At 38.4% G+C, this 14,347-nt stretch carries 22 protein-coding genes, 1 pseudogene and 1 other annotated feature; of the genes and pseudogenes, 16 read left to right on the top strand and 7 right to left on the bottom strand.

Annotated features, from left to right (window positions below):
* Positions 1-55 precede the first annotated feature (55 nt).
* The 7 genes from rpsP to HCJ55_RS00085 all read left to right on the top strand — a co-directional run bounded on the left by rpsP (position 56) and on the right by HCJ55_RS00085 (position 3,507).
* Entirely contained in the window at positions 56-328 is a 273-nt protein-coding gene (gene rpsP, locus HCJ55_RS00115) for a 30S ribosomal protein S16 (protein WP_003720111.1), read from the top strand.
* Positions 329-344: 16 nt separating this feature from the next.
* A complete protein-coding gene (locus HCJ55_RS00110) occupies positions 345-575 on the top strand; it encodes a KH domain-containing protein (protein WP_003728421.1) in 231 nt (76 codons plus the stop codon).
* A 109-nt stretch (positions 576-684) separates the two neighbouring features.
* Positions 685-1,419, top strand: coding sequence for a gamma-glutamyl-gamma-aminobutyrate hydrolase family protein (locus HCJ55_RS00105; RefSeq protein WP_008948140.1), 735 nt, complete (start codon positions 685-687; stop codon positions 1,417-1,419).
* A gap of 27 nt (positions 1,420-1,446) precedes the next feature.
* Entirely contained in the window at positions 1,447-1,833 is a 387-nt protein-coding gene (locus HCJ55_RS00100) for a YlqD family protein (RefSeq protein WP_008948139.1), read from the top strand.
* A gap of 9 nt (positions 1,834-1,842) precedes the next feature.
* The gene (gene rimM / locus HCJ55_RS00095; protein WP_008948138.1) at positions 1,843-2,361 is read left to right on the top strand and encodes a ribosome maturation factor RimM; all 519 of its coding nucleotides are present in this window, start codon (positions 1,843-1,845) and stop codon (positions 2,359-2,361) included.
* Positions 2,361-3,098, top strand: a complete 738-nt coding sequence (gene trmD / locus HCJ55_RS00090) for a tRNA (guanosine(37)-N1)-methyltransferase TrmD (protein WP_185503902.1) — start codon at positions 2,361-2,363, stop codon at positions 3,096-3,098. Before rimM ends, trmD begins: the two co-directional genes overlap by 1 nt.
* A 19-nt stretch (positions 3,099-3,117) precedes the next feature.
* Complete coding sequence (locus HCJ55_RS00085) at positions 3,118-3,507, top strand: hypothetical protein (protein ID WP_008948137.1); 390 nt, start codon at positions 3,118-3,120, stop codon at positions 3,505-3,507.
* A 30-nt stretch (positions 3,508-3,537) separates the two neighbouring features.
* Here HCJ55_RS00085 and HCJ55_RS00080 read toward each other — a convergent pair whose 3' ends face one another.
* Genes HCJ55_RS00080 through HCJ55_RS00070 form a run of 3 tightly spaced genes read right to left on the bottom strand, consistent with a single transcriptional unit; the run spans position 3,538 to position 5,296 of the window.
* On the bottom strand, positions 3,538-4,254 hold the full coding sequence (locus HCJ55_RS00080; RefSeq protein WP_185516565.1) for an MBL fold metallo-hydrolase: 717 nt from the start codon (positions 4,252-4,254) through the stop codon (positions 3,538-3,540).
* 20 nt (positions 4,255-4,274) lie between these two features.
* Positions 4,275-4,862, bottom strand: a complete 588-nt coding sequence (locus HCJ55_RS00075) for an NAD(P)H-dependent oxidoreductase (RefSeq protein WP_185516563.1) — start codon at positions 4,860-4,862, stop codon at positions 4,275-4,277.
* Positions 4,862-5,296 (bottom strand): MerR family transcriptional regulator, encoded by a 435-nt coding sequence (locus HCJ55_RS00070; protein WP_185502088.1) that lies wholly within the window; start codon positions 5,294-5,296, stop codon positions 4,862-4,864. Before HCJ55_RS00070 ends, HCJ55_RS00075 begins: the two co-directional genes overlap by 1 nt.
* A gap of 207 nt (positions 5,297-5,503) precedes the next feature.
* Here HCJ55_RS00070 and rplS point away from each other — a divergent pair, with 207 nt between their 5' ends.
* Both rplS and HCJ55_RS00060 read left to right on the top strand, forming a co-directional pair.
* Positions 5,504-5,848 carry a 50S ribosomal protein L19 gene (rplS, locus tag HCJ55_RS00065; protein WP_003728425.1) on the top strand — a complete coding sequence of 115 codons (345 nt, stop codon included), beginning with the start codon at positions 5,504-5,506 and terminating at the stop codon, positions 5,846-5,848.
* 591 nt (positions 5,849-6,439) lie between these two features.
* Positions 6,440-7,022, top strand: a pseudogene (locus HCJ55_RS00060) (VanZ family protein).
* 28 nt (positions 7,023-7,050) lie between these two features.
* Here HCJ55_RS00060 and HCJ55_RS00055 read toward each other — a convergent pair.
* On the bottom strand, positions 7,051-7,419 hold the full coding sequence (locus HCJ55_RS00055) for a winged helix-turn-helix transcriptional regulator (protein ID WP_008948133.1): 369 nt from the start codon (positions 7,417-7,419) through the stop codon (positions 7,051-7,053).
* Positions 7,420-7,568: 149 nt separating this feature from the next.
* Between HCJ55_RS00055 and HCJ55_RS00050 the strand changes: the two genes are divergently transcribed.
* The 4 genes from HCJ55_RS00050 to rplT all read left to right on the top strand — a co-directional run bounded on the left by HCJ55_RS00050 (position 7,569) and on the right by rplT (position 9,521).
* Positions 7,569-8,099, top strand: coding sequence for an NAD(P)H-dependent oxidoreductase (locus HCJ55_RS00050; protein ID WP_185516561.1), 531 nt, complete (start codon positions 7,569-7,571; stop codon positions 8,097-8,099).
* Between the two features lie 64 nt (positions 8,100-8,163).
* Positions 8,164-8,302: a sequence feature (ribosomal protein L20 leader region), on the top strand.
* 82 nt (positions 8,303-8,384) lie between these two features.
* A complete protein-coding gene (infC, locus tag HCJ55_RS00045) occupies positions 8,385-8,900 on the top strand; it encodes a translation initiation factor IF-3 (protein WP_010958948.1) in 516 nt (171 codons plus the stop codon).
* Positions 8,901-8,921: 21 nt separating this feature from the next.
* Entirely contained in the window at positions 8,922-9,122 is a 201-nt protein-coding gene (rpmI, locus tag HCJ55_RS00040) for a 50S ribosomal protein L35 (protein ID WP_003720098.1), read from the top strand.
* 39 nt (positions 9,123-9,161) lie between these two features.
* Complete coding sequence (gene rplT / locus HCJ55_RS00035; RefSeq protein ID WP_003720097.1) at positions 9,162-9,521, top strand: 50S ribosomal protein L20; 360 nt, start codon at positions 9,162-9,164, stop codon at positions 9,519-9,521.
* A gap of 41 nt (positions 9,522-9,562) precedes the next feature.
* On the opposite strand, the gene HCJ55_RS00030 is transcribed toward rplT, so the two are convergent.
* The gene (locus HCJ55_RS00030; RefSeq protein WP_185502090.1) at positions 9,563-10,318 is read right to left on the bottom strand and encodes an exodeoxyribonuclease III; all 756 of its coding nucleotides are present in this window, start codon (positions 10,316-10,318) and stop codon (positions 9,563-9,565) included.
* A gap of 83 nt (positions 10,319-10,401) precedes the next feature.
* Between HCJ55_RS00030 and HCJ55_RS00025 the strand changes: the two genes are divergently transcribed.
* Both HCJ55_RS00025 and pepT read left to right on the top strand, forming a co-directional pair.
* Positions 10,402-10,932, top strand: coding sequence for a DUF1697 domain-containing protein (locus HCJ55_RS00025; protein ID WP_185516559.1), 531 nt, complete (start codon positions 10,402-10,404; stop codon positions 10,930-10,932).
* Positions 10,933-10,989: 57 nt separating this feature from the next.
* On the top strand, positions 10,990-12,222 hold the full coding sequence (gene pepT, locus HCJ55_RS00020; RefSeq protein ID WP_185516557.1) for a peptidase T: 1,233 nt from the start codon (positions 10,990-10,992) through the stop codon (positions 12,220-12,222).
* Between the two features lie 19 nt (positions 12,223-12,241).
* Here the strand turns inward: pepT and HCJ55_RS00015 are convergent, their stop codons facing one another.
* Positions 12,242-12,604 (bottom strand): hypothetical protein, encoded by a 363-nt coding sequence (locus HCJ55_RS00015; RefSeq protein WP_008948125.1) that lies wholly within the window; start codon positions 12,602-12,604, stop codon positions 12,242-12,244.
* Between the two features lie 49 nt (positions 12,605-12,653).
* The gene (locus HCJ55_RS00010; protein WP_185516555.1) at positions 12,654-13,427 is read right to left on the bottom strand and encodes an ABC transporter ATP-binding protein; all 774 of its coding nucleotides are present in this window, start codon (positions 13,425-13,427) and stop codon (positions 12,654-12,656) included.
* Between the two features lie 65 nt (positions 13,428-13,492).
* Between HCJ55_RS00010 and HCJ55_RS00005 the strand changes: the two genes are divergently transcribed.
* Positions 13,493-14,098 carry an HD domain-containing protein gene (locus HCJ55_RS00005; protein WP_185516553.1) on the top strand — a complete coding sequence of 202 codons (606 nt, stop codon included), beginning with the start codon at positions 13,493-13,495 and terminating at the stop codon, positions 14,096-14,098.
* Positions 14,099-14,347: the final 249 nt, after the last annotated feature.

The following is a 14,347-nucleotide window of genomic DNA, read 5'->3' as shown; positions in this document are numbered from 1 at the left end:
CCTTTACTGGTAATATATATACTTGTGTAAGACTTTATGGAGGTGTAATTAAACTATGGCAGTTAAAATTCGTTTAAAACGTATTGGTTCTAAAAAGAAACCTTTCTACCGTATTGTAGTCGCTGATTCTCGTTTCCCACGTGATGGCCGTTCAATCGAAACTATTGGTACTTATAATCCATTACTTGATCCGGTTGAAGTGAAAATCGACGAAGAAGCAACTTTGAAATGGATGCATAATGGTGCAAAACCATCTGATACAGTTCGCAATCTTCTTAGCCGCGAAGGTATCATGGAAAAATTCCATAACCAAAAATTAGGTAAATAAGGAGGTCTCGGCGCGAATGGAAGAACTCATTCTCTCAATCGTGAAACCCCTTGTTGACCACCCGGAAGACGTTGTTATCACGCCGGAAGAAACGGATACATCGTTAACCTACAAATTGTCTGTCAGTAAAGAAGACATGGGACGCGTGATTGGTAAGCAAGGTCGTATTGCGAAAGCGATTCGTACTCTTGTCTACGCAGTTGGCTCCAAAAACGATAAGAAGATTCGTCTTGAAATTATCGAATAACAAAAACTCGTCAATTTGGCGAGTTTTTTTATAACTTTTTTTAACAATCATCAGAGAAGCAATTACCTCACTAAATGTTGTAAAATAGAATAGAAATGGAGGAATTGTGATGAAGCCAGTTATTGGAATTACAGGAAACAGATTAGTAAAAGGAGTGGACGTATTTTACGGACACCGTGTAACCTATACGCAACAGCGATATGTAGATGCAATTCAAAAAGTTGGCGGATTTCCTATCGCTTTACCAATAGATGATCCATCTGTTGCCGTTCAAGCAATTTCTCTTGTAGATGGCTTACTTTTAACCGGTGGACAAGACATTACGCCACAATTTTATTTAGAAGAACCATCCCAAGAAATCGGCGCTTATTTTCCACCGCGGGACAGCTATGAAATCGCCTTAGTTCGAGCAGCCCTAGACGCTGGAAAACCTATTTTCGCAATCTGCCGTGGGATGCAGCTAGTCAACGTGGCGCTAGGTGGCTCGTTGTATCAAGATATTAGCCAAGTCGAAACGAAAGCACTTCAACATTTGCAACGTGTCGATGAACAACTCGGCTCCCATACAATTGATATCGAACCAACGAGCGAACTCGCAAAACACCATCCAAATAAAAAATTAGTCAACTCGCTGCATCACCAATTTATCAAAAAATTAGCACCTAGTTTCAAAGTAACAGCACGCACTGCCGATGGAATGATTGAAGCAGTGGAAGGGGACAATTTGCCAAGTTGGTACTTAGGGGTTCAGTGGCATCCTGAATTAATGTTCCAAACAGATCCAGAAAGTGAACAATTATTCCAGGCATTAGTAGATGAATCCAAAAAAACTATGGTAAAATAAGGAGATAATCGCTAGTGGAGGTGTCCAGTGGAAATCATCCAAAAAGTTGTCGTCAAACAAATTTTGACCGAAGCAAGTAAACAAGAATTAATCGAGTATTATACCGAACAAAAACGACAAATTGAGCAAGAATGCGATCAGTTACATTTCGAACAAAAGAAAATGGAACGAAAAAGCAAATTTCAACCAGAGCGAGTGGCAGATTACTTTACCCACGAACTCGACATCCGCCGAGAAAAGAAAAAACTAATTCAGTTTCAAATGGAACAATTAGAAGTCCTCGAACTTGGCAGTGAAATTCGCGAACGAGAAATGGAAACAATTATCGATGTGCAAGTAGGAGACAAGTGGGATAAATCCATTTTTGATAAAACTATTGTGGTCAAAGATGGAATCATAGTAGAAATACGCTAGAGGTGACTTATGGAGAAAATGTATAATGTAGGAAAAATTGTTAATACCCATGGCTTAATCGGTGAGATTCGTGTTATCGCGACGACTGATTTTCCAGAAGAACGGTTCCAAGTAGGGAATACCGTGTACTTATTCGAAAAAAATAGCAAGAAACCAGAAAAACTAATCATTCGTTCGCACCGCAAACATAAAAACTTTGATTTACTTATGTTTGAAGGATTCACAGGAATTCATCAAGTGGAACGTATGAAAGAAGGCGTACTTAAAATCAAAGAAGCGCAACTAACCGATTTAGAAGAAAACGAATTTTACTTCCACGAAATCATCGGTTGTACCGTTGTAACGACAGACGGCGAAGAACTTGGCGAAATTACAGAAATTCTAACACCAGGCGCAAACGATGTCTGGGTCGTAAAAGGCGCAGACAAAAAAGAAAAACTAATTCCCTACATTGCTGATGTAGTCAAAGAAATCAATACTAACGACAAAAAAATTACCATCGAAGTAATGGAAGGGCTGCTAGATTAATGAAAATTGACATTCTATCCATTTTCCCAGATATGTTTTCGGGAGTGACCGGGAATTCAATTATTAAAAAAGCCATCGAAAACGAGCGTGTCGCGGTTGAAGTGACGGATTTCAGGGAATATGCAGAAGGAAAGCATCATATTGTCGATGACTATCCTTACGGCGGTGGCGCGGGTATGTTGCTTAAAGCCCAGCCGATATTCGATGCTGTTCAAGCTGTCAAAGAAAAACAGCCAGAAACAAAGCCAAGAATTATTTTAATGGACCCAGCCGGTAAACGCTTTAACCAAAAAATGGCAGAAGAATTTGCCGAAGAAGAGCATCTTGTCTTCATTTGTGGCCATTATGAAGGTTACGATGAACGAATTCGCGAACACCTTGTTACCGATGAAGTTTCGATTGGCGATTACATTTTAACTGGTGGCGAAATTGGTGCAATGATCGTAATGGACAGCGTTATCCGTCTTTTGCCGGGTGTACTTGGTAATAAAGACTCCGCTGTAACAGATTCCTTTTCGACGGGTCTCCTTGAACATCCGCACTACACGCGACCAGCCGATTTTCGCGGAATGAAAGTGCCCGATATTTTACTCAGCGGTAATCACGCTTGGATAGAAGAATGGCGCGACAAAGAATCGCTCAAAAGAACCTACGAACGCCGCCCAGATTTACTAAAAAACTATCCCTTAACAGACAAGCAAAAAACTTGGCTCAAAGAATGGTCCGACAGTAAATAAAAAAAGGACGTGATTTTAAATGGCAATTTTCGGAACTCCAGATGAAAAAGAATCCAAAAAATCCGAACGTCAAAAAGAACGAGAAGCCTATGTGCAAGAAGAAAACGACCAAAAACGAATTGGCCAAAAATGGCAAGATGTTCAGGTCTCTACCGGACCAATTAATGTAAATCATGACATCCTAACCGTTGTATTCGCCAAAAGTGTCCGCCCAAGAATCAAAAGCGACCCAGAAGCATACTTAGAAACAGTAGGTTTTGAAAATCTACTCCAAGAATTACAAAAGAAAGCTTTAGATGCCGGTGGAAATGGTTTAATTCATTGTTCGTTCACTGAGCAATTCGTCGATGGTCTCGTATATCAACTAGCATACGGAACAGCCGTCAACATTAAAATTACGAGATTCTAAAAAAAGACTAGAAAGCCAGCAATTGGTTTTCTAGTCTTTTTGAGTTTCAACTTGTTTATTTGCGCGATGCAGCACACTTGCTAAGTCAAAATCAGCCATTGATTTAATTGGTCCATGCCCACAAGCAAATTCCGTCACATCAAACAGCTGCAAATTTTCCGCTGACAGAATACTCGTCGAAAGATCCCAAGACCCCATCGCTGGAAAAGGAAACAATAACCGTTTCTCCCCGCAAATAGCCGCTCCACCACGCGTTTGAAATAAATCTCCAACAAACAAATGCCCATTCCGCTCATCAAAAAAGGAAATCGAACCAGGCGTATGACCGGGCGTATCAATAATTAACAAAGATCCAACCATATCACCGTCTTTTAAAATGTGATCTATTTTCACTGGCAGCGCATCCGGATAACTACCTTTTAACGGTTTCTGCGTTTCAAAAGCATAAATCTCTTTTGTTTCGACAAGCAACTTTTCCCTACTTCCAATCATCACAAGTGCTTCAGGAAAAGCCGCCTTCACCGCGGCCAAACCACCAATATGATCACCATGCGCGTGTGTTAGTAAAATTCGTTTTAAAGGTAAATTTAATTTGTGGATGAGTGAAATAATTCCTCTTGCATGTGCTAAAATCCCTGTATCTATCAAGGTTAAACCATCATTTTCCAAAACTAAATAACAATTTACCGGAAAAAGGTGCGGTAATGTCGTTATTTGCCAATATTGATGTTTGGCAGTAATTTTCATCAAAAAACCTTCTTTCTAAATCACTTTTTTAATAAGAAACGAACATCTTTTTTAGCCGCGCGAGTAATTTTATTAGTATAGTAGTCATCCGATTTTCGGATAGTAAGGTCTAGCCGATCAATCGCAGTCGCTTTTACAGAAAGAACGCCACTCATCCATAGCGGATAGCGCAAGGCAGTCAAGGCAGGGCGAGCAAACAGCCGATGTTGTAACTCCATGCCGCCAATCGTATAAATTAGCCGCGCCCGTTTTTTTCGCCAAGGTCCCGTAAAGAAATACTTTTTATCTTTAAAACTATAACTCTCACCGCGCCAAAACAAATGGTCAATCACACCTTTCAGCACAGCGGGAACATTAAACCACCAAACTGGATAAGAAAACAACAATAAATCAGCTGAAAGAACGTCTTGTTTGAGCGCAATCATTTCAGCAGTTTGCTCCGTGCGATAACCTTCAGGCAAATTAGGGTCAAACGCTAACTCGCGCACATCATATGTCTTTACTTCGATAGTTGGATGCCCTTCAAATAAAGCTAAATATTTCTGAAACATATCTCTAGACGTTCCTTTTTCACGCGGATCGCCAATGATTGCCACAATTTTAGCCATTAAAACCCATCCTTCCTGATGTCAGTGAAAATATGTTCAACAAAGATATTAACGTCTTTTTGGACAGTGCTGTAATCTTGAACCTCATCAATTTGCGGCAATTCTTCTAAAAGAGCAGCGATTTTCGTATAATGTGCAATCGTCTGTTTAATTTCCGCCGCTTTAAGCGCAAGTAACTCCTTCGACGCCGTATTACAAGCAACAGAAGGCTCACTCCTTAACCATTCCATCATCAGCTTTATTTCAGAAAGGGAAAAGCGAGCGTATTTCATCACCAGAATAAACTTTATTTCTAATAAGTGTTCTGCGTTATAAACACGATACCCGTTTTCCAAGCGATTAGGTACAATTATTTTGTTTTTTTCATAATATCGTAATGTATCCGCTGAAATCCCCACATAGGCAGCCATTTCTTTCACCGTCCATTGTTCCATATCCGACACCTCCATTTGATATACTAAAGGTAACATTGAACCATACTCCAAGGTCAAGCTTTTTTATCAAAGAAAAAGTAAGAAAAAAACTTTACAGCGAAACTAGTTTATGGTAACCTGAATAAGGTGACTGGAGAAACCAGTCTGATAACGATATTCCGCTTCATTATTAATATGAATGAATGTTTGTTGGAAGGAGAGAATAACATGAACAAACTGATTGATGAAATCACAAAAAGTCAACTAAACCCAGATGTTCCAAATTTCCGTCCGGGTGATACTGTACGTGTACATGCGAAAGTAGTCGAAGGTACTCGCGAACGTATCCAATTATTCGAAGGCGTTGTAATCAAACGTCGCGGAGCTGGAATCAGCGAAACTTTCACTGTTCGTAAAATTTCTAACAGTGTTGGCGTGGAACGTACTTTCCCAGTACATACTCCACGTATCGCAAAATTAGAAGTTATCCGTCGTGGTAAAGTACGTCGTGCGAAACTTTACTACCTACGTAACCTACGTGGTAAAGCGGCTCGTATTAAAGAAATTCGTTAATCATTTAACGGCTGAAACCCTTGAGAAATCAAGGGTTTTTGTTTTGGGGTAATTTAATCAGGTGTTTTTGAATAATAATACTATCTTATACACAAGCTGTTTTAAATAAATGTTAAAAAATCAAACAAAAAATCGGATTTAATTGTATAAATGCTATTTTAAATAGAATGAATAAATATATTCTGTGACAATAAAAAATAGGGATGCATAATATAATAAATAATTACTGAAATTGTGTTGTTTTTTATGGCAGAAGTAACAATTAACGAATATTTTATGTAAGAAAAAATCGAAATCAATTTATTTTTAGCCATTCGTGATAAATTTTGGTTATACATTAACTTATCATGTTACGATGAAACTAGATTATAGGGGAGGGAGAAAAGTTGAAAAAAGGACTTTTTTTTACTACGTTTACTATCTTAGTAATAACAGCAAGTACATTGTTTGCTCTTAGTATTATTTCAAGTGTATGGTGGATGGCTAGTATTCTGTGCTTGGTCCTATTACTTATTGTATTTGAGCACCGTGCAAAAAAACATTCATAATAGAGCTATGAACTATGAACAACTAAGAATTAGGAGAATAAGCATGCTTAGATTTTCAGGGTTAGTAATGACAATCGCTTTACTTGTATATATCGTCTTTTTCTTACTACGATGGCTGAAAAGACGAGAAAAATTAGAAATGATTATCTTCAAAACATGCTTTTATGTATATGTTTGCGGAGTCATCAAATTTACGATTTTTCCTCTTATGTTAGATGCTTCATTAATAGAAGATACAAAAATATATGTAACGGGCTCTTATATGAATCTAATACCATTCAATTCAATAAGAGAAATGTTCATGCCTGGGGGAGGTTACGCTACGTTCCAAATAGTAGCCAATTTCATCTTATTTGTTCCGCTTGGAATGCTTTTACCATTATGTTACCCAAAAATGACGTGGAAAAGTGTTTTCGCTATAAGTATATTCGCAACTGCTGGGAATCGAAAGCGCACAATTAATACAAGACCTCATCTACCAAGCGCCATTTAAATTTGTAGATATTGACGATGTAATATTGAACTTTTCTGGAGGCGTAGCTGGATTCCTCGTATTTCTATTATGCCGACCATTGTTAAAGAAAGTAGGCTTATATTATTATAAAAAGACGCCTAAAATATTTTAGACGTCTTTGTTTTGCAAAAAAATGTTTATCATTTAGCGCCAAGCTCATACTCTTTCTCAATCAATTCCACAGCTTCTCCGTCACGCTGCCTAACCAAAATATTCTCCTTACCCCACTGGCACATTGTATCAATCACCGCATTTAAAGTAAGCCCATACGCCGTTATACTATACTCCACTTTAGGCGGGAGCTCATTAAACACCGTACGATCAACAATCCCATCCTGCTCTAACTCCCTTAATTGCTGAATCAGAACCTTCTGCGATATTTTCGGAATACATCGTTGTAGTTCTCCAGTTCTCTTAGTTCCTTGAGCAAGAAAACAAATAATTAAAGGCTTCCATTTCCCGCCCATAATATCTAGCGTGGCTTCTACACCTAAATTATATACCTTCATCTGTTCCCATCCTCCATTCCATTACTTGCAAATAATAACACTACTAGACACTTACTTACAAGTAACTAAGCCACTTTCGAGTGTGTATTTACTTTCTCCAAAAACTCCATTACGATAAATAATAACAATAGAAAAAAAGGAGTAATTGAATGAAAACATTAGTAATCATCGCCCACCCAAATATCGAAAATTCAAGAGTCAATAAAGTATGGAAAGAAGCCCTTTTAAAAAATACAGCAGATGTGCAAATTCACGAATTATACCAAGCATACCCGAACTGGGATATTGACGTAGCCTTTGAACAACAACAATTGCAAAACTACGACAAAGTAATTATCCAATTTCCATTTTATTGGTACAGTTATCCACCACTACTTAAAAAATGGTTCGATGATGTTTTTTCGCACGGCTGGGCATATGGCTCAAAAGGGGACAAGATGGCGTGTAAAAAGTTAGCCCTAGCAATCTCGATTGGTGATAAACAATATAATTATCAAGAAAACGCGCCAATCGGATATTCACTCGAAACGCTACTGACTCCATTCCGAGCAACAATCAACCATATAAAAGCAGACTACAGAGGGGCGCACACCATATTCGGTAGTTCCTTTGAAGTGACAGATGAAGAAATCGCGGAGAATGCGAAAGTGTATGCGCGTGAGTTTATGAATACCTTCTAACTTTTTATTTACAATTCACCTTGACACCAAAAATCCCATATGATATAGTAAGTAAGGTTATTAAACAAGAAAGAAGGAGCAACCCGCTTCTCGCCTCGTTAACACGAACGTTTTCAGGCAAAAAATTCAAACTTTCGTCGCGTTACTTACGCGATTTTGAATGTGCGGGATTGCTGAAAAGCAGCCCGTTTTTTTATGGCCTCTGAACGAACGAGTTAGCAGGCCGCAGATTTGAACAGCTATTTTCTATCTTGTTGTAACAAATTTAAGTGGAGGTGGCTCACCATTAGCAAAGACATGTTGGTAAACGATGGGATTCGTGCACGCGAAGTAAGATTGATCGACCAAGACGGTGAACAATTAGGCGTGAAGAGTAAAATCGATGCGCTTCAAATTGCTGAAAAGGCTAATCTTGATCTAGTGCTTGTTGCTCCAACAGCGAAACCGCCAGTAGCTCGTATTATGGACTACGGTAAATTCCGTTTTGAACAACAGAAGAAAGATAAAGAAGCCCGTAAGAACCAAAAAGTCATCGTAATGAAAGAAGTTCGTTTAAGTCCAACGATTGACGAACATGACTTCGATACGAAGCTACGTAATGCACGTAAATTCCTTGAAAAAGGTGATAAAGTAAAATGCTCTATCCGTTTTAAAGGCCGTGCCATTACACACAAAGAAATCGGTCAGAAGGTGCTTGACCGTTTTGCAAAAGCGTGCGAAGACCTTTGTACAATTGAGCAAAGACCAAAAATGGACGGACGTTCGATGTTCTTAGTCCTAGCACCACTTCATGAAAAGTAAAGTTTTGAGGAGGAAATATTCATGCCAAAAATGAAAACCCACCGCGGTTCCGCTAAACGTTTCAAGAGAACAGGATCTGGAAAATTAAAACGCAGACACGGCTTCACTAGCCATATGTTCGCTAACAAATCCCAAAAACAAAAACGTAAACTGCGTAAATCAGCAATGGTATCAGCTGGCGACTTCAAACGTATTCGTCAAATGGTCGCTAAAATGAAATAAGAGAAACAACATTTTTGTAAATTCTAGGAGGTAGACAATATGCCACGCGTAAAAGGCGGAACAGTAACACGCAAACGTCGTAAAAAGATAGTTAAATTAGCCAAAGGGTATTATGGCTCTAAACATTTATTATTCAAAGTAGCTAACCAAGCGGTAATGAAATCTTACCAATATGCTTATAGAGATCGTCGTCAAAAGAAACGTGATTTCCGTAGATTATGGATCGCACGTATCAATGCGGCAGCTCGTATGCAAGATCTTTCTTACAGCAAATTAATGCACGGCTTAAAATTAGCTGGTATTGATATTAACCGTAAAATGCTTGCAGACTTAGCAGTTAATGATATCGCATCATTCAACACGCTTGCTGATTCAGCGAAAAAAGCATTAGCTAAATAATTAAAAAACCCTCACTCTTTTGAGTGGGGATTTTTTTTATGTTATAAATTAAGTTCTAACTCGACTGGACAATGATCCGAACCAAGCACATCAGCATGAATTTTGGCATCCACTAATTTATCTTTCAAACGCTCCGAAACAACGAAATAATCAATCCGCCAACCAGTATTCCTAGCACGCGCATTCATTCGGTAAGACCACCACGAATAAGCATCAGTCAAATCCGGATAAAAATAACGGAAACTATCAATAAATCCAGCATCTAAAAACGCAGAAAATTTCGCACGTTCCTCATCCGAGAATCCCGCATTTTTGCGATTGGTCTTCGGATTTTTCAAATCAATTTCCGCATGCGCAACATTCAAGTCGCCACAAAGCACAACCGGTTTTGTTTTATCCAAGTTTTTCAGATATTCCAAAATCGCATCTTCAAATGTCATCCGATAATCTAAGCGTTTCAACTCCGCTTGTGAATTGGGTGTATAAACCGTCACCATAAAGAATTCCTCAAATTCAAGTGTAATAACCCGGCCTTCCGTATCATGCTCTGGAATGCCTAAACCATATTGAACCGATAACGGCTCCACTTTTGTAAAAATCGCAGTACCTGAATAACCTTTTTTCACCGCGTAATTCCAGTAATCTTTATACGCCGGCAAATCCAGTTCGATTTGGCCTTCTTGTAATTTCGTTTCTTGCAAACAAAAAATATCTGCATCTACTTCTTCAAAATACTCTAAGAAGCCTTTTTTCACGGCTGCCCGAAGCCCGTTTACATTCCAAGAAATTAATTTCACCTAAAAAACCTCCCATCACTAATAGTCCTATTATAACGTAATTCGCGTGCTATAATGTAGTTAAACGATTGGGAGGGAAATAGATGCAGAAATACATCGCTTTACTAAGAGCAGTAAACGTCGCTGGGAAAAATAAAGTGAACATGAAAAACTTAAAAGCGGCCTTAGAAGAAGAGGGATTCCAAAACGTAGTAACCTATATCCAAAGTGGAAACCTCGTACTAAGTTCCATTTTACAAACAGAAACCGAAGTAGCGGCGAAGATAACCGAAGTAATCAAAGCGACATTTGAACTAACTATTGATGTATTCGTATTTTCAGAACAAAATTATAACCAAATCATCGCAAACAATCCTTTTCCACCAGAAACAATTGGCGAAGAAGAACGCTGGATGGCTGCTTTCTATAATGAAAATATCGATATTCCGAGACAAAAAAACGACCAAGCCAAAGTCATCGCAATTGGACGCGTGTTATATATTCACGTATTTTCCAATCAAATACATACCTTAAAATTACCAGTTTTCCTCGGAGTTCATAAAAAAACCTTAACAACAACACGAAATTGGCGAACAACACTCCAATTACAAACACTACTCGACAGCCAGGAATAGAAATTTTCAAAAATCAAGTTTATAATGAAGAAGAATCAATCTAAGGGAGTGATCGGAATGAAAGAAGAACTATTAAAACGATTTACAAAATATGTAAAAGTAGATACACAGTCAAATGAAGAAAGCACAGTTTGCCCAACAACTCCAGGTCAAATGGAACTGGCGAACATTCTCGTTACAGAACTAAAAGAAATCGGCTTGCAAGAAGTAACAGTCGACGAATTCGGTTATGTAATGGCAACACTTCCTTCTAATACAACGAAAGAAGTCCCAGTAATCGGATTTTTAGCCCATTTAGATACAGCTACTGACCTAACAGGCAAAAACGTTCAACCACAAGTTCACGAAAACTACGATGGGAAAGACATTGTCTTAAATAAAGATTTAAATGTCGTGCTTTCACCAAAACAATTTCCAGAACTAGCTGATTACAAAGGAAAAACGCTAATCACAACTGATGGAACAACACTACTCGGCGCAGATGATAAAGCAGGCATCACCGAAATCATGGTAGCAATGAACTATTTAATCAACCATCCCGAAATCAAACACGGCAAAATTCGTGTTGCATTCACACCGGATGAAGAAATCGGCCGAGGCCCGGAACGTTTTGACGTAGAGGCATTTGGCGCAAAATATGCTTACACGATGGACGGTGGCCCACTTGGCGAATTAGAATACGAAAGTTTCAACGCTGCTGGAGCCAAAATCACTTTTAATGGTAATAGTGTTCACCCAGGAACAGCCAAAAATAAAATGGTTAATGCTACCAAAATGGCGATGGAATTCGATGCACGCATTCCAAAAGAAGAAGCCCCAGAATATACAGAAGGATACGAAGGTTTCTATCATTTAATTTCCTTAAACGGTGACGTAGAACAAGCCAAATCCTACTATATCATTCGCGACTTCGATCATTTGAAATTCGTGGAAAGAAAAACACATATCGCAACAATCGCTAAAGAACTAGAAGAAAAGTATGGCGCAGGATCAGTAGAACTAAATCTTAATGACCAATACTACAATATGCGCGAAAAAATCGAACCAGTAAAAGAAATTGTGGATATCGTGAGTGCCGCAATGCGCAACCTAGATATCGAACCAAAAATCAGCCCAATTCGCGGCGGAACAGATGGCGCGCAACTTTCGTACAAAGGACTACCAACACCAAATATTTTCGGTGGGGGAGAAAACTTCCACGGTAAGTTTGAATATGTGGCATTAGAAAGTATGGTAAAAGCAACAGAAGTAATCATCGAAGTAGCACGCTTATTTGAAGAAAAAGAGTAACTAAAAAAGTGAGCCTAGTTTATCCTAGACTCACTTTTTCTATGCGTTCTTTTACTTTGGCAGCAAACACTTTCGCTTCGCCATTTGCTACGAGTAAAGTGTAGCTTTCTTTATTTTTAAGATGTAAAATCAACTTTTTCGTCATCGCAAGGAAACTCACTTTTTGTTCTAAATCCTCGATATCTTCATAAGCAAATTTTCTAAGTAAGTAAACCTCTTCATTTTCTAAGTAAAAAATCAGCGCATCGTCATTCGAAATCCACAGCCCGGTTAAATCTAGCAGCTCGCCGTCCATTTTATAAGTAAACGAACCATAAATCAGACTAGTATCCATCCCAAGAAGCTCACGAACGCTAGCTTTTGCAATCATCGTTTCATACAAAATATATCGCTCCTCTACATACGCAATTTTCGTACTCTAACTATACCACTTACTTTGGATATACTGCAATGGAGCCATCTTTTATCCGAATTAATTCCACCGGCTTTTGATAAAAATCCATAAGAACTTCCTCATTTAAAAGTTTTTCTGTTTTCCCATGGTGAGTTATTTCCCCGTCGCGCAGTAAAATGATATTATCGAAGCAAGGGAGAATTTCTTCCGTATGATGCGTAACAAAAAGCATCGTTGGCGAATCAGGAAGTTCAGCAATCTTCTTAATCCGTTCGAGTAAATGATCTTTCGCAAATAAATCAAGTCCATTACAAGGCTCATCCAAAATCAACAATTGAGGACTCGCCATCAGAGCACGGGCAATTAAGACGATTTGACGTTCGCCCTGTGATAAAATTTTATAAGGCTTCCCAATAAGCGAGGCACCACCACAATCAGTGAGCAACTTTTTCGCTTGATCAATCTCCATAGTAGTGATTTTCGTATAAATACCAATACTTGCAAACTTGCCACTAAGTACAATTTGCTCGCTTAACTCATAATCTTTGAGCTGATGATCAAGCGCATTACTAACCCAGCCAATCGATTTACGCAACTCAGGTAAAGAAGTCTGACCAAAAACATGCCCAAGTACTTGAAGCTTCCCACTACTAGGCCAAAGATACCCATTTAAAAGTTGCAACAAAGTAGTTTTACCAGAACCATTAAGCCCAAGTATCGCCCAGTTTTCCTTTTCGTTCACTACCCAATTAATATCCGACAAAATGGTCTTATTATCCCGTTTTAAATAAACATGTTCAAATTCAAACATCGAATACCCCATTTCCATTTTCTACTATTGTACATGAAAATAATGAAAAAAAGGAGCTAAACACAATGAAGCAAGAAGAAATTATCGAATCCGCCGAAAAATGGATGCAGTGCCATTTTGAAAAGGAAACTACCGGACATGACTGGGCGCACATCCAACGCGTATGGCAATTAAGTAAACAAATCCAAGCAAAAGAAGGTGGCGACTTATTCGCTATCGAACTATCCGCACTGTTTCACGACTATAACGATAGCAAACTAACAAAAGACCCATTACAAGCTACAAAAACAATAGTCGCCTGGATGAAAGAAAAAGAAGTACCACAAGAGTCAATCAATAAAGTCATTCGCATTATCCAATCCGTTTCATTTAAAAATGGAGCAAATCCAATCCAAGCATTAACAATAGAAGAAAAAATAGTTCAAGATGCTGATCGTTTAGATGCAATTGGCGCAATCGGCATAGCGCGAACATTCACCTATGGAGGCGCGCATAATAGAGAAATAGCGAATCAAAACCACCCAGAAGAAACCACATTGCAACATTTTTACGATAAATTATTACTCATTCAAGATCAGCTGAAAACAAAGACAGCGCAAGAACTAGCCATAGAAAAGCAAGAAATTATGCAGGATTTTATACAAGCTTTAGAAAAAGAATTAAAAATATAATCTAAAACGCTTGTATTTCCTAAAAACCTGTTATATAATGATAAAGCTGAATTGATACAAGTTAATTCATCAAAAAAACATTTTAAAAATAGTTGTTGACGCGGTTTCAACTTTATGGTAAGATTTAAAAGTTGCGTTAACAAAGCAACTGACCTTTGAAAACTGAACAAAGAAGAAGACGAAAAGCAATGAGACGTAAAGTCTCACTGGTAATCGCAGGGCAGAAAACAGAAAGCTGTTTTCAACAAA

The sequence above is a fragment of the Listeria marthii genome (assembly GCF_014227425.1).
GTDB classification, from domain to species: Bacteria; Bacillota; Bacilli; order Lactobacillales; family Listeriaceae; genus Listeria; species Listeria marthii.
This window is presented reverse-complemented; position numbering and strand designations above follow the sequence as displayed.